The 21219-nt window shown below is 58.1% G+C and carries 25 protein-coding genes; all 25 read left to right on the forward strand.

What is annotated here, in order from left to right; translation table 11 throughout:
• The first annotated feature begins 3 nt into the window (after positions 1 to 3).
• The gene (locus HBH25_RS01480; RefSeq protein ID WP_168080783.1) at positions 4 to 411 is read left to right on the forward strand and encodes an InvB/SpaK family type III secretion system chaperone; all 408 of its coding nucleotides are present in this window, start codon (positions 4 to 6) and stop codon (positions 409 to 411) included.
• A complete protein-coding gene (sctN, locus tag HBH25_RS01485; protein WP_168080785.1) occupies positions 408 to 1697 on the forward strand; it encodes a type III secretion system ATPase SctN in 1290 nt (429 codons plus the stop codon). Before HBH25_RS01480 ends, sctN begins: the two co-directional genes overlap by 4 nt.
• Complete coding sequence (locus HBH25_RS01490; RefSeq protein WP_168080787.1) at positions 1681 to 2139, forward strand: hypothetical protein; 459 nt, start codon at positions 1681 to 1683, stop codon at positions 2137 to 2139. The genes sctN and HBH25_RS01490 overlap by 17 nt, the downstream gene beginning before the upstream one ends.
• Entirely contained in the window at positions 2136 to 3134 is a 999-nt protein-coding gene (locus HBH25_RS01495) for a hypothetical protein (RefSeq protein ID WP_168080789.1), read from the forward strand. The genes HBH25_RS01490 and HBH25_RS01495 overlap by 4 nt, the downstream gene beginning before the upstream one ends.
• Positions 3134 to 4036 (forward strand): FliM/FliN family flagellar motor switch protein, encoded by a 903-nt coding sequence (locus HBH25_RS01500; protein ID WP_168080791.1) that lies wholly within the window; start codon positions 3134 to 3136, stop codon positions 4034 to 4036. Before HBH25_RS01495 ends, HBH25_RS01500 begins: the two co-directional genes overlap by 1 nt.
• Complete coding sequence (locus HBH25_RS01505) at positions 4029 to 4706, forward strand: EscR/YscR/HrcR family type III secretion system export apparatus protein (RefSeq protein WP_168080793.1); 678 nt, start codon at positions 4029 to 4031, stop codon at positions 4704 to 4706. Before HBH25_RS01500 ends, HBH25_RS01505 begins: the two co-directional genes overlap by 8 nt.
• Before the next feature lie 8 nt (positions 4707 to 4714).
• On the forward strand, positions 4715 to 4969 hold the full coding sequence (locus tag HBH25_RS01510; protein ID WP_168080795.1) for an EscS/YscS/HrcS family type III secretion system export apparatus protein: 255 nt from the start codon (positions 4715 to 4717) through the stop codon (positions 4967 to 4969).
• 4 nt (positions 4970 to 4973) lie between these two features.
• On the forward strand, positions 4974 to 5756 hold the full coding sequence (gene sctT / locus HBH25_RS01515) for a type III secretion system export apparatus subunit SctT (RefSeq protein ID WP_168080797.1): 783 nt from the start codon (positions 4974 to 4976) through the stop codon (positions 5754 to 5756).
• Positions 5753 to 6790 (forward strand): EscU/YscU/HrcU family type III secretion system export apparatus switch protein, encoded by a 1038-nt coding sequence (locus tag HBH25_RS01520; RefSeq protein WP_168080799.1) that lies wholly within the window; start codon positions 5753 to 5755, stop codon positions 6788 to 6790. The genes sctT and HBH25_RS01520 overlap by 4 nt, the downstream gene beginning before the upstream one ends.
• 119 nt (positions 6791 to 6909) lie before the next feature.
• Positions 6910 to 7407, forward strand: a complete 498-nt coding sequence (locus HBH25_RS01525) for a SycD/LcrH family type III secretion system chaperone (RefSeq protein WP_168080801.1) — start codon at positions 6910 to 6912, stop codon at positions 7405 to 7407.
• The gene (gene sctE / locus HBH25_RS01530) at positions 7400 to 9184 is read left to right on the forward strand and encodes a type III secretion system translocon subunit SseC family protein (RefSeq protein WP_168080803.1); all 1785 of its coding nucleotides are present in this window, start codon (positions 7400 to 7402) and stop codon (positions 9182 to 9184) included. The genes HBH25_RS01525 and sctE overlap by 8 nt, the downstream gene beginning before the upstream one ends.
• 27 nt (positions 9185 to 9211) lie before the next feature.
• Positions 9212 to 10210, forward strand: coding sequence for a hypothetical protein (locus HBH25_RS01535; RefSeq protein WP_168080805.1), 999 nt, complete (start codon positions 9212 to 9214; stop codon positions 10208 to 10210).
• 10 nt (positions 10211 to 10220) lie between these two features.
• Positions 10221 to 11330, forward strand: a complete 1110-nt coding sequence (locus tag HBH25_RS01540) for an IpaD/SipD/SspD family type III secretion system needle tip protein (protein WP_168080807.1) — start codon at positions 10221 to 10223, stop codon at positions 11328 to 11330.
• A 9-nt stretch (positions 11331 to 11339) separates the two neighbouring features.
• On the forward strand, positions 11340 to 13196 hold the full coding sequence (locus HBH25_RS01545) for a hypothetical protein (RefSeq protein WP_168080809.1): 1857 nt from the start codon (positions 11340 to 11342) through the stop codon (positions 13194 to 13196).
• Positions 13196 to 13435: an acyl carrier protein gene (locus tag HBH25_RS23640; RefSeq protein ID WP_168080811.1), complete on the forward strand. Its 240-nt coding sequence runs from the start codon at positions 13196 to 13198 to the stop codon at positions 13433 to 13435. The genes HBH25_RS01545 and HBH25_RS23640 overlap by 1 nt, the downstream gene beginning before the upstream one ends.
• A gap of 331 nt (positions 13436 to 13766) precedes the next feature.
• Positions 13767 to 15020: a winged helix-turn-helix domain-containing protein gene (locus tag HBH25_RS01555; protein WP_168080813.1), complete on the forward strand. Its 1254-nt coding sequence runs from the start codon at positions 13767 to 13769 to the stop codon at positions 15018 to 15020.
• Positions 15017 to 15457, forward strand: a complete 441-nt coding sequence (locus HBH25_RS01560; RefSeq protein WP_168080815.1) for a transglycosylase SLT domain-containing protein — start codon at positions 15017 to 15019, stop codon at positions 15455 to 15457. The genes HBH25_RS01555 and HBH25_RS01560 overlap by 4 nt, the downstream gene beginning before the upstream one ends.
• A 67-nt stretch (positions 15458 to 15524) precedes the next feature.
• Positions 15525 to 16679, forward strand: coding sequence for a PrgH/EprH family type III secretion apparatus protein (locus HBH25_RS01565; protein ID WP_168080817.1), 1155 nt, complete (start codon positions 15525 to 15527; stop codon positions 16677 to 16679).
• An 11-nt stretch (positions 16680 to 16690) separates the two neighbouring features.
• Positions 16691 to 16951, forward strand: a complete 261-nt coding sequence (locus HBH25_RS01570) for an EscF/YscF/HrpA family type III secretion system needle major subunit (protein ID WP_168080819.1) — start codon at positions 16691 to 16693, stop codon at positions 16949 to 16951.
• Positions 16952 to 17000: 49 nt separating this feature from the next.
• The gene (gene sctI, locus HBH25_RS01575; RefSeq protein WP_168080821.1) at positions 17001 to 17309 is read left to right on the forward strand and encodes a type III secretion system inner rod subunit SctI; all 309 of its coding nucleotides are present in this window, start codon (positions 17001 to 17003) and stop codon (positions 17307 to 17309) included.
• Complete coding sequence (locus tag HBH25_RS01580; protein WP_168080823.1) at positions 17306 to 18031, forward strand: EscJ/YscJ/HrcJ family type III secretion inner membrane ring protein; 726 nt, start codon at positions 17306 to 17308, stop codon at positions 18029 to 18031. The genes sctI and HBH25_RS01580 overlap by 4 nt, the downstream gene beginning before the upstream one ends.
• Positions 18015 to 18530 (forward strand): hypothetical protein, encoded by a 516-nt coding sequence (locus HBH25_RS01585; protein WP_168080825.1) that lies wholly within the window; start codon positions 18015 to 18017, stop codon positions 18528 to 18530. The genes HBH25_RS01580 and HBH25_RS01585 overlap by 17 nt, the downstream gene beginning before the upstream one ends.
• Complete coding sequence (locus tag HBH25_RS01590; protein ID WP_168080827.1) at positions 18514 to 19203, forward strand: hypothetical protein; 690 nt, start codon at positions 18514 to 18516, stop codon at positions 19201 to 19203. The genes HBH25_RS01585 and HBH25_RS01590 overlap by 17 nt, the downstream gene beginning before the upstream one ends.
• Entirely contained in the window at positions 19200 to 19616 is a 417-nt protein-coding gene (locus tag HBH25_RS01595) for a hypothetical protein (RefSeq protein ID WP_168080829.1), read from the forward strand. Before HBH25_RS01590 ends, HBH25_RS01595 begins: the two co-directional genes overlap by 4 nt.
• A gap of 552 nt (positions 19617 to 20168) precedes the next feature.
• Complete coding sequence (locus HBH25_RS01600; RefSeq protein ID WP_168080831.1) at positions 20169 to 21149, forward strand: IS5 family transposase; 981 nt, start codon at positions 20169 to 20171, stop codon at positions 21147 to 21149.
• Positions 21150 to 21219 lie beyond the last annotated feature (70 nt).

Genomic DNA, 21219 nt, shown 5'->3' on the forward strand with positions numbered 1-21219 from the left:
CCTATGCCTGACGTGGATATCGCCCAACTGGTACGCGATGCGTTGCTTGCCGCCGGTTGCACCCCTGGCCAGATTGGCTCGTTCGACGGCCATAGCACCATCGAACTGGAATTCAGCAACTTGCCGGCCGTTAACGTTTCGATGATAGAGCAGGATGTGTGGTTGTGGGCCCATGTGGCAGAACTCACCCCAGCCATCCGTGCCAGTGCTGCCGAACCCTTGCTGAATTTTCTGATGAAGGGCTTCGGGGCTGCCCGTACCCAGCAACTTCAACTGACGGACGTTGAGGGTGTACTTGAGCTGCGCGTTTGCCTTAGTGACAACGCTCTGGCCAGCCCGCAGGGCATGATGGACGCCCTGGAAGGCTTTATTGGGGCGATGGAAGAACTCAAGGAGTTGCTCCGCGTATGAGCTTGCCCTTGCAGGGTCGACAAGGGGCGCTGCTGCACCGCCTTGACGGGCCCATCCTTGAAGCTCAGTTAGCGGGTGTAGGGGTAGGGGAGGTGTGTGAGGTGCGCCGGCACTGGCGCGATGCGTACCCCAGTGCCCGGGCGCAGGTCATCGGTTTCAAGGGGCCGTCCACGGTGTTGAGCCTGCTAGGCCGTGCCGAGGGCTTGTCCTGCGAATCAATGCTGCTCTCCACAGGGGCCGCAATGAGCCTGCACTGCAGCCCGGCACTGCTGGGTACCGTGGTAAATGCCCACGGTGAGGTCACGGAGCGCTGGGCCTCTGAGGCGGCTGGCCCGCAGGTGCTGCGCCGGCTGGATGCTGCACCTTTGGACTACCGCGAACGCCAGCCCGTAAACCAGGTGCTGGCTACCGGGATACGGGTGATAGATGCGCTGCTGACCTGTGGCGTAGGCCAGCGCGTCGGGATCTTCGCGTCGGCTGGCTCGGGCAAGACAACGCTGATGAACATGCTGATCGAGCATGCCAGCGCGGACGTATTTGTCATCGGCCTGATTGGTGAGCGAGGCCGGGAAGTCACGGAATTTGTTCATGCGCTGAGGGCGTCGGACAAACGCGATCGTTGCGTAGTGGTTTATGCCAGCTCAGACCAGCCTTCGGCCGACCGTTGTAACGCCGCGCTGTTGGCAACCACGGTAGCCGAGTATTTTCGTGACCAGGGTGCCAATGTCATTCTGCTTATGGATTCAATCACCCGGTATGCCCGCGCACGGCGAGACCTAGCGCTTGCTGCCGCCGAAGCACCGGCCCGCCGGGGATACCCGGCCTCGGTCTTCGAAGCACTACCGCGCCTTCTGGAACGGGCAGGGAGGGGCGCTGCGGGCAGTGTTACGGCGTTCTACACCGTGTTGCTGGAAAGCGATGACGACCCAGACCCGATTGCCGAAGAAGTGCGCTCAATCCTGGATGGCCACATCTACCTGGACCGGACGCTGGCTGCTCGCGGGCATTATCCCGCAATCAACCTGTTGAACAGCGCTAGCCGGGTGGCTCGGCAAGTCACGACGCCTGAGACCCAGGCGTTGGCCGATAAAACGCGCGACCTGTTGGGCCGGCTGGCTGACTTGCAGATGCTCCTGGACCTAGGCGAATACCGCGCCGGCGAGAACGCCGCCAACGATCACGCCGTCGCCTGCAAAGCGCCGCTGGAACAGTGGTGTCGGCAACCCCTGCACCAGGGGTGCGATTTTGAAACCTCACTGGTAAGCCTCCATGACATCTTACGTTGACGTAGTGCGCCTGGTTCATTTGGGGGAGTGCCGGCTCGCCAGCGCCCAGGCGGCCGCTTCCAGAACGCAACGCGAATGCGATGCCCTGAATGACGCGTGCGGCGCTGTAGAACAGTCCTCCCAGGGCCTCGGGCAATGGTTGGCTGCCGGCTATTTGAACACAACGATGGTCAGCCGGAGCGAACTGCTTGGCAACCTGAGGCAACAGGCAGTCATCCGTCGGCGCCTGGCGGACCTGGCGTTAGAGCGTGCGCAACTTGAGCAGCGCCGCACAATGCTCAATGAAACGCTCTCGTCTCAGCTTCGAGCGCACCAGCGCCTCAAGGCACGGCAGGAAAAGATTCATGCCCTCCAACAGCGGCTGCGCAAGTCGCAATACGCTGCCCAGCAGCGCCAACAAGAACTGGAAACCGAAGACCTTATCATGAGCACACTACGATGACAGCCGCAGCCCCTGTAAACCTGGACCCAGCACTCTCTGGCCTGGACTGGATGACGGAGTGCCCCCCCACCGCATTGAACGAGCGGCTTGAGCAACAGTTGGAAGACGCCATACCGCAGCAAGGTTTTGCGCTGGCCGACTTTTTCCCCAGCCATGTACCTATGGGCGGGCGCTTGAGGCTGCCCTTACTGAGCTCGGGGCATAGCCATTCACCTCACACCGTGGCTCAGGAAGCGAGCTTGGAGGCCCAAGCCAGTAAAACCGAGGCGGCGGCTATTTTGCGCCCTGTCGGTACTCGTGCCACCCGTGAGGCCAGCGCTGGCACTCTAGGCCTGCCCCTTGCTCACACCAACCATGCGGTAGCAGTACCTGCACCGTCAACACTGTCAGAGGCTGTTGCCTTAACAATGCCGCTTCGGGCAACCCGCGAGCCATTGGCGAAGGCTGAACGCAGCATCCCGCCCATTGGCTCGTCAGTAGACGCCATGACGGCCGCGATGGCCCAAGCCAACGCTCAGGGGCCTGAAACGCTCGACAAATCCGTTGAAGAGCGCGCGCGCAAGTTGAGCGAACCCATGCTGCGCGGGCTACCGGAAAATGTTGTGGTGCGGTCGACCGTAGCCGTGTCGGCCTCTGAAGCCGGTGCCCGCACCTCCACCCCCCGTAACCCTATGCTGGCTGGCCAGCCTTCAGCCTTGTTAGCACCTGCAACGGCTGGCAACCGGCCTTACCTGCAGGTGCCTTTTGACAATGGGGCAGTGACGGGGGAACTCACTATCAGCAAGCCTGGGCCCAATGCGCCATTCGCATTTGTGATCGATACCCAGCCACGGGTGGCTGAGCAGTTGCGCCAGCACTGGCCCTCGGCAGAGGCGCCCTGGGTGATGCGTGACGGCGAAGGCGGTAACAGGCAAGGCCACTCGCACCAAGGCTCGCAGGAGGATAACCACCCGCACGGCGGGCATCTCTGGGATGAGCAAGAGGCGCCTGCCTGATGTCGCTTGTGCTGCGTTGTGTACCTGCCGAGGTTTACCAACATCAGCAATGGGTAGCCCTTTGGCAGGGGGCGGGCTACGCCGCTTGCCTAGGTACACCCCCAGCGGGCTCGCCTTACTTGAACGTGTCAGGCACAGGGGAAGAGGGCACCTGGCGCGGATTGCTGGCGGTTGACCGCTGGATTGAACAGACTTGGCCTCAGCTCGCGACCTTGCTCCCCAGTGAACATCACCCTGCCGCTGTGGCTGCCCTGCTTGGCGAGTTGCCTGCCCCTTTGGGTGTGCTGCCGCCCGGCCTTGTGGGGCAGCTGAATGCGCCCTGCCAGCGGCTGGCAAGTCCGGCAATACCCCAGCGTCCCATGGCGTGTGTAAACGTGCCAGGCGGCCCGCTCTGGTTTACCTCTTTGCCTGCGCGTATTCCAGCCCCTCCTGCTGGCGCCCCTCCGGCCTGGCTACGGCAATTGCCGTTAAAGGTGCGCGTGAGCCTGGGGCGTAGCGGTATTGCGCTGCGCCACCTTAACCGCCTGGGCGTAGGGGGTGTGGCTTTGATCCGCCACTGGGGCCCCTGCGTGTACGTGGCCGACCATAAGGTCGGCACCTTGGACCTTTGTAAGGAACCCGTAATGACCGAACTGACTGCCTCCATGCCTGAGCCCGATTGGGAACGGCCCTTGCTGGAACAGGGCACCCTGAACGTCGAGTTCGTGCTGCACCGCACTCGGCTGTCCATGGCCGAGATGGCCAGGGTCGACCCAGGCCGGATCGTCACACTCCCTGACAACGCACTTACACGTGTCGAGCTGGTTGTCGAAGGCCGTACGCTGGGGTATGGCGAACTGGTACGCGTGGGCGAAGCGCTGGGTGTAGAAGTGCATACCCTAACGGGCACACCTCATGAATGACATCTCCATGATTGGCCTGCTGGCCATCGCTTCGCTATTACCGTTCCTGATTGCGGCAGGTACTTGCTACCTCAAGTTCTCCATCGTATTTGTAATCGTACGCAACGCGTTGGGCCTGCAGCAGGTTCCTTCGAACATGGTGCTCAATGCCGTGGCCCTGATGCTGGCCCTGTTCGTAATGGCACCGGTAGTACAGCAGGTGTATGACTATCAGAAGACCCATGCCGTCCAGTTCAACAACGTGGAGTCGATCATCGAGTTTGCCGATGGAGGGCTTGAGAGCTACCGCGCCTACTTGAGGCGTTACAGCGATCCTGAATTGGCCCGTTTTTTCGAACGGGCGCAACAGGCCCAGGCCGACATGGAAGGTGAGCCACCCTTTGTTGCCGCCACGGCCGATGAGGTCGACGTAGAGCCTTCCCTCTTCGCTCTGTTACCGGCCTACGCGCTCAGCGAAATCAAGGCCGCCTTCAAGATCGGGTTCTACCTCTATTTGCCGTTTGTAGTAGTGGACCTGGTGATTTCCAGCATTCTCCTGGCACTGGGCATGATGATGATGAGCCCGGTCATCATCTCCGTGCCCATCAAGCTGGTGTTGTTCGTGGCCCTGGACGGTTGGTCGTTGCTCTCAACCGGGCTGGTCGAGCAGTACCTGAATATGGGGGGGTAAGGGCAGCCATGAATGACATCGTCTTCGCGGGCAATAAAGCGTTGTACCTTGTGCTACTGCTCAGTGCCTGGCCTGTAGTGGTCGCCACCGTTGTGGGGCTGCTTGTGGGCCTGGTGCAGACCGTTACGCAACTTCAGGAGCAGACGCTGCCTTTCGGCTTCAAGTTGCTGGGAGTAGGCCTCACTCTATTCTTGCTGTCGGGATGGTATGGCCAGACGCTGCTCCAGTTCTGTCGCGACGTGCTCCGTCTGGCGCTGGGTTAGGCCAATGAACTTAGCGCTGTATTTCGATTTTCATACTTGGCTGGCCGGCGCGCTGTTGGGCACGGCCCGCCTGGCGCCCGTCTTTTTCATGCTTCCGTTTCTCAACAGTGGCGTGCTTACCGGCACCCCGCGCATGGTGGTACTGGTATTGCTCGGGTTGGCGTTCTGGTTGTACAGCGGCGTACCGTTGCCCGAAGCGTCCGCCACGGGGTATCTGCGTGCTGCGTTTCAGGAGGTCGGCATCGGCATGGCGGTGGGTTGCGTGCTGTGCTGGCCGTTCTGGGTAATGCATGCGGTTGGCAACCTGATCGACAACCAGCGAGGCGCCATGCTCAGTAATGTGGTGGACCCTGCTAACGGAAATGACTCGTCTGAACTGGCCAATTTTCTGCAGCTGTTCAGCGCCATGATCTACCTCGAAGCCGGTGGTATGGAGCTGGTGGTAGGCACATTGGCACACAGCTACCAACTGTGCGCGCCAGGTGCAGGCTGCCATGTGTCGTTAACCACGCTGCACGGGCTGCTGGATGCAATAGTGGTTAAGTCGGTGCTGGTTTCGGCTCCCGTGGTGGCTGCGTTGTTGGTGGTTGAAGCGTTACTGGGCTTGCTGGCACGTTTTGCGCCGCAGATGAATGCGTTCTCCGTATCGCTAACGGTCAAGGGTTTTATTGCGTTTGGCGTGCTGTTTGTATACCTGGGTGCTTACGTGCCCGAGGAAGTACAGCGTATGGGGCAACGCGCCTGGGAATTGCCGGCGTGGCTTGACCGCCCGGAGGTGACGGAGTGAGCGCCGCCAGCAAGACCGAAAAACCTACGCAGAAGAAGCTTAAGGATGCAGCCCGCAAAGGGCAGACCTTCAAGGCTCGTGACCTGAGCACCACCTGCCTGATGGCCGTGGGCATGTTGTTCTTGGCTCAGGACGGCGACCTACTGGAAGTGATGCAGGTCTACAAGGGGGCCCTCGACAATGGGTTCAACCTGCCTATTGGCGAATACCTAAGTTCATTGGGTGCGCTATTGCTACGCACCATTGCGCCCATTGTGCTGGTGTGTTTTCTGGCCGCCGCGCTGCCGACCCTGCTGCAAACAGGCTTGCGGCTGGCCACTGAAGCCTTCCATCTGAACCTGAATGCGGTCAACCCGCTCAACGGTTTCAAGCGGCTGTTTAGCCTGCGCACCGTCAAGGATACGGTCAAGGCCCTGCTGTACTTGTGTTGCTTCGGTGTTGCTCTAGCGGTGCTGTGGTTTCAGGAACGCGACCTGCTGTTTGGCCAATTGCACAGCCGCATCGATCATGTTTTTCCCATCTGGGGAAGCCTGCTGCGAACGTTGGTGCTGACCTTCCTGGGTTGCGTCCTGATCATCGTAGTGATCGACGCCTTGAGCGAATACTTGCTATTCATGCGTGACCAGAAAATGGATCCCGACGCCGTCAAGCGTGAACGCAAGGAGCAGAACGGCAGCCCGGAAATAAAGCAACGTCGTCAAGATTTGCGCATGGAGTTGCTCAGCGAACAGGTGAAATCCGACATTCGCAATTCCAATGTGGTGGTCGCCAACCCTACCCATATCGCCGTTGGCATCTACTTCAGGCCAGAGCTCAGCGTAATTCCCTTCATTTCCGTCATGGAAACCAACCAGCGTGCGCTCGCGGTGCGCCTCTACGCCAAGAAAGTGGGCGTGCCGGTGGTAAACGACATTGCCCTGGCGCGGCGTCTGTTCAAGACACACAGGCGCTACAGCCTGGTGCAGTTGGACGAATTCGAGGCCGTGCTGCGCCTGCTGGCCTGGCTGGCCGAGGTCGAGGCGGCGGGCCAATGACCGTTTCGTAAATCGCTCATTGCTAGGGTGATGAGCGATTCGTAGAGGTAGCACGCTGCTTAGCTTGATTAAATCTGTGCGGCTGGCCCGGTCAGCCGCCTTATCAGGAAGCAATAACCATGAACGATCAAACGGTCGATGATCTCGTTGAGAACACCGCAAACAAGGTATTGGCCTTGATGAGTGGCCACTCCATGGCCGAGGTCACCGGGTTCACGCAAACCGACATGGACCAGCTCTACGCTTTTGCGCACCGGTTCTACGAGCAAGGACAACTAAACGAGGCCGAACGCTTTTTCCGGTTCCTGTGCCTGTACGACATGCGCAACCCGGATTACTGGTTCGGGTTAGCGGCCGTCAAGCAGCTGCAAGGGGAACATCAGAATGCGATTGACCTTTACGTAGTGGCTTTCGCTCAAGGGCGTGAAGACTATCGCCCTATGTTTTACACCGGCCAGTGCCACCTGGCCCTTGACCGCCCCGGCAAGGCGAAGCTGTGTTTCGAGTATTGCCGGGATGAACTGGCTGAGGGCCCCTTGCGCACCCAAGCGCTTTACTACCTTCGCGCACTTGATCAGGTAGAAGCCGACCACTCCCAGGAGCAAGATGATGCTTAACCCTCTTATTTCTTCACTACCGCGAAGCTCATTCGCATCGCCCGTGACAGAAAACATTAACACTATCACGGCGGCCGCTCGCACCGCCACCTTACGGCCCAATACCGCCGCCCACGTGCAGGCTGCCATGCAGTCGTTGAAGGATACCAATTTCAATGCACAAGCCAGCCCATCCGTTGGCAACAAGCCCATACTCACCACGCCGGCTCAAGCTTTGCCAAGTGAACCAGGTGCTGCCAAGGACACCTTCACTGAACTGGTCGCCAAGCTGCTGAAACTGTTAGGCGAAGTCGACAGCGCCACGCTCAATAATCGTTTGCAGATGCTTAAGGCGATCTCTCAGGCAGCAGGTGAAGCCTGGACCCGCTTAGGCGCTGACTACCAGGCTGCTCTTGAGCAACTGGAAGCTGCTAACCAAGCGGCCGAGGGGACGGCGCAGGCCCTTGAAGCCGCCAAGGGCGCGTTGGCCCAGGCAGAGCACGCCTTGCGCACTGCACAGGCGAAACTGGAGGGGCTGACGCCGGGTACGCCGGAACATGATGCGGCGCTGGCTGAAGTAGCGAAGTGGGAGACTACCACCAACCAGGCCCGCGCCCAGGCCAGCACGGCCGAAACCAACCACCGTGCGGCGCTTGATCGCGCCACCTCAGCCGGTCATGACGTGGACCGCCTTGCACGGCAAGTGCTGGACAAGGCACCGCCGGGTGCACTTCCCCCCAGCGTGCAGAACAGTATGGAACGTGAAGTGGCCGCAGGCGACAAGCTGGTGGCCCTGATGATGCGATTCGTTGAACTGATGGGCAGCGCTCAGGAAACCAAGACCGAAACCGAAGCCACGCTGTTCAAGGAAATTCAACGGGGCCGGGAACTGGACATGGCTAAAAAGGCCGACGAGTTCGCCAAGGAGTTGGAAAAAGCCCAGCGCGCCCAGAAAGCCGCTGGTTGTTTGGGCAAGATCATGATGGCCGTGACCGCCGTGGTAGGGGTGGTAGCGACCATTGCTACGGGGGGCCTTGCGGCGGGCTTGGTGGTTGCTGCTATGGCAGCTGCAACACCCCTGCTGGACAAGGCACTCAAGCCCATGATGGACGCGGTAATGTCAGCGCTTGGCCCTGTGCTTGAAGCGATGATGAAAGGGGTTTCGGGGCTGTTGCAAGAAATGGGCGTGGACGCCTCTACGGCGATGTTGGTGAGTTCAGTGGTGGTAAGCGTTGCCATCGCTGCGGCGGTGATGGGCGCAGTGGCGCTGCTCAGCGCAGGCGCAGGCTCTGCCATCGCCCAGAAAGTGATGGCCAAGGTGGGCGAGGTCGCCAGCCGGGTGGTGGACAAGTTGATGAACAGCCTGCTGGGCAAACTGCTGCAGAACGCTGCAGGCAAGGTAGGCCAGAACGCGATTGTGCAGGAAATGCGTGCCCTGCTGCGTCAGCTGTCCCAGCAATTGACCGGGCGGCTAAGCGGCCCAGGCGGGCAAGCGGCATTAACGCACCTGCAAACCGCCGGCCAGGTGGCTAACCTGACGGGTTCCGTCGCGGTGGGCACCCTTAAAGGGCTCGGAGCCCAATATGAAGTAAATGCCAGCGAAAACCTCAGTAGCATCCTCCTTTCCAGAGACGCCGTGCAGCGTGCCCAGCAGGCGTTAAGCGACGGTGTAGCCGCCGCCGGCGAAGCCGCCAAGACGATTAGCCAAACGATCGAGAAAGTGGCCGAGAGCCTGGAGCGGAACATGGGGACCGCTACTGCCGTGGCTCGCCAGATCGGCGCTGCCAAATCCATCTGACCCTTTTATAACCAAGAGAACTCTGACATGACAGCCGTTACCGCTTCTTCAACAGTTACACCTTTGTCTTCCCTATTTACAGGTTTTGTCCCGGAGACGTTGCTCGAAACGCGGCCTGCCTTGCAATCCATGCCTGCGAAGCAGGTTTCTATCGATAACCAGGTAGTACCTGCAACCTCGGCAAGCGAGCCTGTGGATGTTCCTACTCTCATGGACCAGGCGATGCAACGCCTTGCAGACCTAGAGGAAGAGAAGCTGAAAGCGTTGAACGAACGTGTGTCGCCGCAGGACAAGGATTTACCAGTAGGGCTCGACATGAGCGGCTGGGGCAACGACATGGTTGAGATCTACGCGTTGCTGATTGCGCTGCAGCAGGCGTTACAAGCCAACGCCAAGCTGAGCGGGCAGATGATGATCATGGCCCATCAAATGGCTGCCAACGCCGGCACCAAAGGCGTTGAAGCCGCCCGCGCCAACCTGATGGGTCAGGTCATGGGTGCCGTTGTAACGGCAGGCCTGGCTGCCGGGTCGCTGGGCTTGCACGCCAAGGCAAGCACCATGGCACATAAAAACATGAAGGCCAACGACCGGCCAGCGCTGGCCAACGAGCGGCAAGCGCAGCGGGAAGAAGCTATTGTTGGGAGTGCTGGCCCTTCTCACCAGGATAGCCAGGTTCTACTTAGCAGTGCCCGGAAGGCCCGTAATGAAGCAGCCGAACAAACTATGCAGTCCAAGGCTAATACGATTGACATTCAGCTGACCAGCAACAAGGCCGTTACCCTGGGCAGCTTGGCAATGGTAGCTGGCACGCTAACTGCAACTACTCAACAACCTGTGAGTGCGAAGCACGAAGCAGAGAAGATTGCCTATCAACAAAGCCAGAGTGTCAGTAACGAGGGTGCGCAAAACGCTGCTGGCGAAAAGGAAAAGACACAGAAGGCGATTGCCAGCACCTTGCAGACCGTACAGCAGATTGAGAACAGCAGGATTGCTGCACAAGCGGCTATTGCCAACGCCAGGTCTTAAGGTAGCGATCATGAATGAAATTGTTCAATTACATCGCCCACAGCAGTATAACGTTGCTGTGCCTTCGGCGCACTCGCTCCCTATACAGAAAGGGTCACACAGCCTATATCAGGGCGAGGCACAGCCATCTGGCTCATTGCTTGAAGGGCTGGATAAGCTTGATTCATACCTGAAAGAAGCATTGCCAGAAGTGCCTCGGCACGGGCGCCTAAAACCATTGGACCCCGCCTTGATGGCTAAGCGCCCCGATCTTGTGTTCGAGCAAAACGTAGGGCTGAATGCGGTGCTTATTTCGGACCAGATAAATTTTTTACAGAGCACCAGAGTAGCGCAGCTAATGAAGAAAAGGCTGCTGGAGCAGGCGAAGCAACTGGTAACCTCCACACTAATACCCGCTTCAAAAGACAGTGCGGCGATGGTGGAAGCTAGCAAACTGCTCACCGATATACATGCGCAACGCCAGGCTTATTTGCTCACGGCAGTACCACCACTGGCGCTTCAAACCCCCGGAGACGGGTTCTTCGATGGCCTGCAGGATTTGATTGCCTTGATAGGGGGCAGCTATCTGGACATTTTCGAAGAATTGGTGGGGAAGTACACGGATTTCTACGAAGCCTTCAATGATGAAATTGTTGCGCAACTTGCGCACTGGTTCTGGACATCCGGTGACAACGATATCGAGTTCAAAGCTGCCACCTTCCGAAATGCGGTACAAAACCTGATTAACCGCTATAGCAAAGCCCCTGAGGGTCAATTGTACCCCCCTGACGGCGTATCGGCCACCGAGCAAGACGCCAGGAACTGGGCGGCGGCAATGGGCCTGCCCGAAAGTTGCGTAAAACAGATCGATGGGAAATGGGTCATCATGATGGACCTCACTCCTCTGCAGGACATGATCAAGTCCACGCAAGGGTGGGACGATGGGGTAAAAATCAACGTTGCCCGTTTCGAGGCGTGGAAAACCAGTTTCTACGGCTTTGAAGGTGCCATGAAGAACTATCTGCAGTTGGCGACCAACAAGTACTCGAACGCCAATGCCTATCACGATAACTTTATCAAAATACTGTCATCGCAATTGAGCCAGTTTGCTGAGATGCTCAAGGGTTATGCTAATTTTTAAGGAGCGGGTATGCCCGGTTTGACTGCTGTTGGCAGCGCTAGTGCGATAAACTTACCAGCTATGACAAGGTCTCATAATATAATAGGGGGCCAGCTAGAGTGCGCTCGTAATACTGAAAATATGCCTGCTGAAACAAAAAAAATATTAGCGGATTATACGACGCGATGCATGGATACAAAAAGTTGCACCGATCCATGCGCATTTACAGCCCGGCTGGCGGCGCTGGGTGAGGAAAACGCGTCAGATCCAACTAAGCTTAAACTCGCAGCTATGATAAAGCTTGCACAAATTCTGGGTGCGACAGTGTATGAAGCCGAGTTGCGCAAGCTTAGTGTTAAGTGTAATGCGAAAGGGTACAGCATTGTTAGCTTAAACCTCAGCGATAAAGGCGCTATCGAAGCTTATAAGAGGGCCGAAGAACTTTCGGAACTGCTTGATAAACGCGCTAATTCAATGCTGGCAACCCCTATAGTTCAGGATAAAGTTAACAAAGAAATCAGAGACTTACTTGATCTAGTGCTGGTGCAACGTCTGCGCCAGCAGCATCAAGAGCCAGGCATGTCCACGTTCGGTGGGGTGCTCGATACTTTAGATATGGCTAAGTTGTCCGAAAAAACTTTCAAGGTTTGGCAGGAGAAGATAAGTTTAGGGCCTGGTGGGCTAAATGTGAAAATTTTCGATGACTGGTTAGCGAATGTAACCCAGTTGCCATTCTTAGGTGCCCCAGCCCATGATGCAGCGCGCCAACCCGAAGCCGCGAATAAATCGCCTTCTAATAGTTGTGGGGGTAATGGCCAGGCTCAGGGCTTTAATGGCACTCCGGCAGTTTCAGGCAGTGGCAGCACTACAATAAATATCTCTCCTAACATTTCTCCTAGCATTAACATTTATCCTAGCTCTGGGGGGGAGGTGATTTTTCTAGGTGGGGCTAGCTCATTAGAGCAGCCGCCGCAGGCTAAGGAGAGAGCCTCGGCGGGCGATATAGATCCTAATTTGAGAGATCATGTCGACGATGAGCAGTCGATTCACGGTGATTCTTTGAGTCCGTCCAGGTCACGTACCGAACCTGTTTTAGGAGGCCTACCCCGTTCCTCCACGCAATCGGACCCGACGGAAGGTGAGCAGATATCCTCTTATGTAAGCGCAAACGCTAACCAACAGAATCCCTTGATAAGTCGATTACCTGTTCTAGAAGGCTACGCTGCATCCAGATCTTTAACAGCGAGCACCGGCGGATTCAACAGGAATATCCACCCTACTAGCACGCGTGAAGGTGATAATCTCACTGTTATAGATGAATTGAAGGAGAAGCTTCAAGAACGCGGGGAATCTTCACCCCATGTAAGCGTCCTTGCTGAAAGGAGCGGGGTTGGTCCTAGTGCTTCATCTCTACCCAAAACATCGCAGTTTAATTATTTGGCTAAAAACCTTAAACATGTTCACACTAGCTTTAGTCCGTACTTTGAATCGCATAAAAATAAACCTGCTGAGAAAGATTCACAATCAAGTCAAGTACTTCAGGCAACTGCACCCCGCCCAAGCGGCCTTGCTGGAGAAGGTGTGATTTCTGATTCTCCTGCTTCAACTAAACCAGCAAAACCGTTTAGTTATTTGGATCTAAAAAATCCGTCGGTTTACGCTACCGTTAGTCCTTACCTTAACGCGCAAATGAATAAACCTACTGAGCAAATCCTATCTAGTGATACTGGGGCATCAAGTACCAATTCGAAAAATGCATCGGCTACCTCTGTTTCTAACCAGCCCCATATAACTGGGGTTGGAAATAACCAAAGTGAGGCGGGCCTTGGCTCTTCAGGTACATCACAAAAAAGCAATCGTTGGACTAGTATTATTACGGGTGATTAATGCCTGCGCCAGCCGACGTATTCGCCCTCATCGCCCGCCACTATGCCGTGCCGCTTGAAAGCATAGGGCCGGGTACTCGCTTAGTGTATGACTTAGGTTCGGACTCATCCGACCTGGTAGAATTATGTATCATTTTGTCCGAGCACTTTGCCTGTGAGTTGGATACTCACCGCATGGCCACCCTCAACACCGCGGGTGATGTGTTTAAAATGGTATGCCTAAGTATCAGTGACCGCTGAGTGGAGGTGGAAATTTCCTACGCTTAGTTTCAGTAATTACACTGCTTTCTAGAGAAAGCACTTATGCTTTCCGCGTATATAAGCTCGCAACATGGAACGCCGCCGACTATTCGGCGGCGTTCCTGTTGAGCTGCGAGCGCCTTATATGAAAACCCCGCTTGAGCCTCGTTCATCCACCTGTGTGCGGCCCTCCATGCTCTATCCGGGCATTGTCCTAAAAGTGCTGAATAGAAGGGGCTGCACCGGTGATTGAGACAACGCTTAGATCCTTTGCTGAAACAAAAATACATACTGTCGCCTTCATTTACACCCTTGTAAGGAGGCATTTTCCATGACTGCTGCGCGCGGGTTTTTTCTACGTCGCCGCTATATATTTGGCGCTTTTGAATTGCACGGCGATGGCACCTTCTTGCGTCAGGGCGTGCCTGTTCATTTACCACCCAAGGAGTTAAGGCTATTGCAGCTGCTGTTGCAGGCGGGTGGCGCGTTGGTAGGCAAACAAGCCTTGCTTTCTCAGCTTTGGCCGGGTGGAGATGTGAGTGAAGAGTCGCTCACGCGGTGTGTGTATGCCTTGCGCAAGGCATTTGGCCCCAACAAGGGCGACATAGCAAGCGTCTACGGCCAAGGCTACCGCCTTTTATGTACCATTCGCGATTTCCCGGTCGAGCAGCCCCAGCCGTTTACGCTAGATACCCACCGCCCCCTTGAGGTGGACTACACCCCCGCCCAGTTGGCACAAGTGGTTGATCACTACCGGCTCGGGCTGGGCGCAGATGGCCATGACCCCTACCTGTGGTGCGGGCTGGCCGAAGCGCTGATTGGTCAGGCAACGCTGGCGCTGGGCAAATACGATGAGCTGATGCTGGAAGTTGATCACGCGTTATCCAAGGCGCTCGCGCTCAAGCCCGATTATGGCGCGGCGCTCATAAGGTTGGCCCTGGTTGCTGTGGCTCAGGGAGGCAAGAGCACTGCCCAGGCCTTGTTACGTGCGGCTGAATGGTTGCCAGACACCTGCAAGGTCGACCTGTTGTATTACCGTGCCTACTGCCACGCGTGCCTGCATGCGCCTAGGCGGGCCATGGACGTGCTGGATGAAGCGTTGCAAGCTCAGCCTCGTTCGGTGCCAATGTGGCTCCTGCGCTGCCGCCTGGGTTTTACCGCCTCACCGCAAGGCGCTGTGGCCCTTGCGCAACAGGCATGTGAAGCGGTAGGTCAGCGCCAGCCAGTATTGGCCCATTGGCACGCGATGGTGCTGGCATGGGCCGGCCAGTCGCGACTTGCGCGTCGGCGCCTACGCGGCGTTGCCGCTCACCAACCCGGAAAGCTAGGCCTGTGGCACGCCTACGTGGTCGCACGGGCCGATCGCGTGGCCGGTCGCCAGGCCTTTCAGGCGTGGAAGGCCGCTCATCCGGCCTGGCCGCTATCGGTGGACGAAATTGCCGTACTTCGCGAGACAGCGGGCGATGAGGTTGCCGCTCAGGCTTGGCGGGCCCTGGCACGCGTTGATCAACCTCGCCTGCAGGATGACCTGGGGGACCCACGGGTGTGTGGCTTAGAGGCTGTATCGACCAGGCGGCTGGCATGAAGCGCTGGTTGCCTCTGGCCCTGTGGCTGTTTAGCGCTAGCGCCGTCGCGCAGTGTTTTGAAGCGGCCGGCCTACGCTACGGGATCGACCCCTTGCTATTGGCCGCCATTGCCGAGGTTGAATCGTCTGGCCGTCACCGCGCCGTGAATCACAATGCTGATGGCTCACGCGATGTAGGGCTGATGCAAATCAACAGCTATCACTTTCCCAGGCTAGTCCAGCGTGGCATCACTGAGGCCAGGCTGCAAAATGATGCATGCCTGAGCGTAGAGGTGGGCGCCAGCATTCTGCAGGGGTTCATTGAGCGTCATGGCTACAACTGGACAGCGGTAGGGGCCTACAACGCCGGCAGTGCCGCCGCCAGCGAAGACAAGCGCCAGGCCTACGCCCGCAAGGTGTGGGTGCGGTATCGGCAGTTGATGGCTGTACCCCGATAATTCGATCAGGTTTAGCCTCGGGCAACGCCTTACCATGGGCGTCGAATTAAATTTCAGCGAGTGAACCATGCAGGTGTCCGAAACAAAGCCATGTGTGCTGCGCATTCTCAACGGCCCACTCAGTGGCGCGGAATTCACGCTGACGCGCCCTGTTACCTTGGTTGTGGTAGGCCCGCCTGCGCAGTATTGCGACGGGCAGTCGCCCTCTACTGTGCCGGTAGAGGCCCTGTACGTGCCCTTGGAGCAGGCCAGCAGCAATTTCGAGATTCTGCTCGGTGAGAATAGCCTCAACGGCTGCCAGGTCCGCTGGCTTGAAACGGCGCAAAGCCGCGAAGAAACCGTGCCGTTCCAAACCCCACACCAGGTGGGTTCACTGCTCTTTGCCCTCAAGCCAAGCGATGAGCCTTGGGCAGACCGTGTACTGTCAACCGAAGGCACGGCCTCAGCGACTACCAAAGGGGCAGGCAGGGCGGGGTGGCTGGTGGGCGCAGCTGCGGTTGTACTACTCGCGGCTGCCGGGGGCATGGCCTACTGGCTGCAAGACACCTCGGTAGCTAGCGTGGAGACGGTGCTGGCAGGCGCAGCAGGCCCGCTGGACGTGGTGCGTGGCAGCAATGGCCAGGTGTATGTGTTCGCTGAGCATGAGCGTGAAGCGCGATGGGCGCGGCAGGTCCTGATGCGGCAAGGCGTGCAGGGCACCACTCAGGTACTGGTACGCCGGGAGGAGAGGGACCGTGTGCAGGCCATGCTAGCCGATGCCTTCCCCGCAGTTGCCTACCATCGCCTGGACCTGGCACACATCCAGTTGCCTCAGTTGTGGCTCAGCCAGCAACGCAACCTGCTTACCCCCGGTACACAGAAAGCCCTCGAAACCGCCTTGCTAGCGGCTATGCCTTACGCTCGAGAGGTTCAGGTACGCAGCGCTGACGACGCTGAGCTGGTCCGTGTCGCCGAGCAAGGGCTGGCACGGTTGGCCATACCCTTTGAGCGCCACACAAAGGCCGATTCAGTCACCTTTTCATTACGTGGCAACCTCACAGACACCGACATTGCCGCTGTCCGGGACTATGTGAGCCAGTTCTATCAGCACTATGGCGACCGCTACGTTTACTTCGCTGTAGAACTCAAAGATGACTGGCTCAAGGACAAGTCATTCCAATACGGGGCTGGCGGCTACGTGAAGTTGTCTCCGTCTTCTTGGTATTTCTCCAAACCTCAATAAGGACCTGATCCATGACCTCCGTTGCAAACCCAGTGAACTTTCACGACGACTTTCTTGGTAGCCAAGCTAACGCTTTTGAAGTGGGCGCGGCAGGGCTGAAGTCGGCCTTGGATACCGCGCTGGCCGAATTGTACAAAGACCCCTCAGACCCTGGCCTGCTGGCCTCTTACCAAGCAGCGTTTTCGTCGTACACGGTATTCCGTAACGTGGCGACCAACACCGTCAAGGGGTTCAAGGAAATCGATACCGCCATCATCCAGGCTGCGCGCTAAGCGCCAGCGGTATGGCTGGCCCCAGTGTCAGCCACTCAAGGAGCCTTACATGTCTCATATTTTCCTCGCCGGAGCCGATTCGCTCGAAGCTTCCGTGGCGCTGGTACGCACGCACGAAGACAGCCAGCCGGTATCCCTGGAACACCGCCTGCTGGAGGGTATTGCCCAAGCCAGCCGTGATACCCATTTGGCAGAAGCCTCTATTCAAGACACCATCGCTTCCAGCGATGTTTCCAACCCCGAAGTGCTGGCCCGAGTACAGGCTGAAATGGCGCAGTACAACGTGGATGTGACCCTGATCAACGCCTTGGTGCGCAAGGCCGTCAGCACGGTCGAAACGCTTCTGCGCGCCTCATGAAACGGTTTCTATTGCTGGTGGCGTTACTCGCCCTTGCAGGTTGTCGGCAACCGTCGCTGCTGGACGGGCTGGACCAACTGCAAGCCAATGAAGTGGTCTCCGTGCTACAGCGTAACAACATCGCTGCCGTCAAACAGGACAAGGGGAAACAGGGCTATTCGGTGCAGGTAGAGGGGGCGGATTTCGCGGCAGCCGTAGATTTGCTTACCACCTATGCGCTACCGTCCCGGCCCCGTGTGGAAGTGGCTGATCTGTTTCCCAGCGATGCATTGGTAGCCTCGCCCCGAGCAGAAAAGGCCCGGCTGTATTCAGCCTTGGAGCAACGGCTTGAACAGTCGCTGAGCACACTCGATGCAGTGGCTGCTGCACGCGTGCATGTCAGCTATGACCTGGACGCTGGCGAAGGAGGGCGCAAGGCCGCACCGGTGCACCTTTCTGCGCTGGTGGTGTATGAGCGAGATGTTGACCCACAGAACCTCATCAATGACACAAAACGGTTCCTGCGCAACAGCTTTACCCAGGTGGATTACGACAACATTTCCGTAGTGCTCAATAAACGCACGCCTACCCAGCATGCAGCGCCTCACGTGATAGCGCGTAGTGGTGGCTGGGCCGCATGGGGGTGGCTGGGCCTGATTGGCGTGGCGGGCGCTGGCTTGGCCTTGTGGTGGCAGCGTGAGCGAGCAGGGCGGTGGGTAGCGGGCTATGTCAAACCTGATTGATCAACCTCTGCAGTGGATGCACCCGCAACGCGTAGGGTTGCCGGGTGCATTTGATGCCTCAGCGGTGGGCGCGCTGCTTAATCCCATGATCAACCAGCAGTTCTCTCCCTTGACCGAGCATCCTGCGCATCGCTGGTGGGTCGAGCACTGGCCGTTACTGGCCCCTGCGGCGACGTTGCTTGGGGCCTACCGGTTGTGGCCACACTTAGCCTGGGGTGGGCTTTCCCAACGGCTGAGCCCAGCCCAGCGACGGTTCGCGGGCCTTGCACTTGGCCCTCGAGAACCCATGGCTCCCGCCCCTGAAGAGCCACTTGAGCTACGCCTGGCGGCCGGCGGCCTACGGGCCCTGCTCGACGCGTTGCCTGATTGCCCAGGGTTACACCAGCGGGTGCCGTTGGTATTCAGCCCCCGCGCGCAGCAATTGGCTTCGGCCTGGCCAACCCAGCCCTACCCTTTCGCCACAATCGTTCAGGCGGTACAACATGCTCGATACAGTTAAGACACTTGAAGGGCCTGGCGACGATCCCATGATTATTGCCGCCCCTGCACTGGCCAGCCTCCGAGAGCAGCGTCGCCTGCTTGAACAGGCACGCAAGCGCGCTGCCCAGTTAGTAGAGGAGGCCAACCAAAGCGCCCAAGCCACCCGGTTGGCGGCCTATCGTGAGGGTTACCTCTACGGCGTCAGCCACGCGGTAGGTGACATTGGCCAGTGGCTTATCGGCGCACGTGGGGCTGGCGAGCGGCTGCGTGGTGAAGTCCAGCAACAGCTGCATAGCCTTTTCCAAAGCTTGATGATTGACGGGAACTGGCCGTGCCAGCGCCTGGAACAGTGGCTGGAAGAGCAGCCCAAGGCCGCGCAACACACGCTTCATGTGGTACTGCCAGCGGTATGCAGAGAAAAGGTCCCTGCTTGGCGGGAGCGCCTGGGCCAGTGCTGGGAGGGTGCGATCAAGGTTGAATGCCATGACCAGGACCGCTTTGTGTTCTGCCTGGGTGAGCAGGTTTTGGAGCTTGACGTGCCCGTGGCTGCACAGGCTCAGGCACGCTACCAGGCGCATACCCTCAAAGGGCTGGCGGCCGAGGCGACACGCTTGGATGCCGAAGCACTGAAGGGGTTTCGTGAATGGTTCGAGTCACTAGTGCAACAGTTGGCACCCGAGGTACCGGCATGACCTGGATAACACCTTTGGCAGAGGGCAAGGGCACCCTAATGGGCGAGGCCACTACCGTGGGTTTGGAGGGCCGCCTGGAAAGCCCGCGGGCTACCACCCCGGACCCTGTGTTCGAGCAATTCTATTCCGAACTGGTGGCTCTGGATGCGACTGACCACAAGGCGGTGCTCGGCTTTCTCAAGCAGTATCAGGGGGAGGACGGGGCAACGGCGTACCGTACCGCGAAACAGCAGGTAACAGCGTTGCAGCAGGCGCTGGCCCGTATGAAGGCGCAAGGGCTTGAAAGCTCACCCACATATGAAGCCGTTCGCCAGGCCTTTGCCGCCTCGTTTGCCGCCAACGCCTTTACTCAGCAATTTATGCAGGAGGTATTCAACCCACAGCCTGAAGACGGCATCGATACGGAGTGGTAGCTAGGCCCTGAACCCACCTCGACCCTAGCCTAGATGTTCAAGGAGTGGCTACAGCCATTAGTTACACCCGTAACCAGATGTCTTACCTGTTTAACCACGTGTTAGGGTTTGTACGAAAAGTCGGCGAGCAAAGGCCAGGCCGGGCCGCGCAGGCAATGAGAAAGCCAGCGAGGAAGCGGACTGGGTCGCACTCGGCTGGGCCGCACTCGGCTGGGCCGCATTCGGCTGGGCCGGCCGCCAGGTTTACTGGCTGTAAATGAGCGTTGCGACGGGGACGCCTAGTTGGGGACGCCTAGTCGGGGACGCCTAGTCGGGGACGCCCAGTCTAGGCTAGCCATTTAGCTGGCTTTTGAAACAGCATGGGCAGGCGCAGCCACTTTTCGTACAAAGGCTAGGGCAGAGTGTCTACCGCTATATGAGGCGTGATGCTCAGTGGAACGAAATTTCATGCTAATGGATTGAATGAGCCTTAAGGACTCTCCGATCAAGTTTCCCCATCCCCCGCAACCTGTGCTGAAATAACCCATCGCCTACCCACCCACGGCAGCCCGCATGAGCCAGATGAGCTTTTCCGATTTCGAATACGCTGGCAAACGCAAGCAAACCCGGCGTGAGCGCTTTCTTGCCGAGATGGATCAAGTCGTGCCCTGGGTGGGGTTAGTGGCGTTGATCGAGCCGTACTATCCCAAGGCGGGTGGTGGCCGCAAGCCGTATCCACTGGAAACCATGCTGCGCATTCACCTGTTGCAGAACTGGTTCTCGCTGAGAGATCCGGCCATGGAAGAAGCGCTGTACGAGATCACGCCGATGCGCCAGTTCGCCCGCCTCACGTTAAGTGCGCCCATTCCCGAAGACACCACGATCATGAAGTTCCGCCACCTGCTGGAGAAGCACCAGCTGGCTGCCGGTATCTTGCAGGTCATCAATGGCTACCTGCAGGACAAGGGCCTGTCGTTGCGCCAGGGCACCATCGTTGATGCCACGATCATCCATGCACCGAGTTCGACGAAGAACAAGGACGGCAAACGCGACCCCGAAATGCACCAGACAAAGAAGGGAAATCAATACTTCTTCGGGATGAAAGCGCACATTGGTGCCGACGTGGAATCGGGCCTGGTGCACCACGTTCATGGCACCGCAGCCAACGTGGCGGACGTTACCCAAGTGGCTGAACTGCTGCATGGCGAGGAGAATGCGGTGTATGCCGATGCCGGCTATACCGGTGTGGAAAAGCGCAAGGAACATGCCGACCGTGACGTTATCTGGCAGATCGCAGCGCGGAGAAGCAGCTACATGGCGCTGCCCAAACGCAGCCTGATTTACAAAGGAAAGCGACGCATCGAACGGGCTAAGGCGCAGACTCGGGCCAAGGTCGAGCATCCGTTTCGGGTCATCAAACGCCAGTTCGGGTACGTGAAAACACGCTTCCGCGGGCTGATCAAAAACACCGCTCAACTGACCACGTTGTTCGCACTGTCAAATTTGTGGATGACGCGAAAACAGCTGGTGGGTTTGGGCGAGTTGCGCGTGTAAAGCGGTAGATCGGGCTGAAAAGCCTGATCTGTCCCCCAAAAGAGCAGTAACACGCCGAAAATCGGACCTA

Source organism: Pseudomonas quercus, from assembly GCF_012033695.1.
Taxonomy (GTDB): domain Bacteria; phylum Pseudomonadota; class Gammaproteobacteria; order Pseudomonadales; family Pseudomonadaceae; genus Aquipseudomonas; species Aquipseudomonas quercus.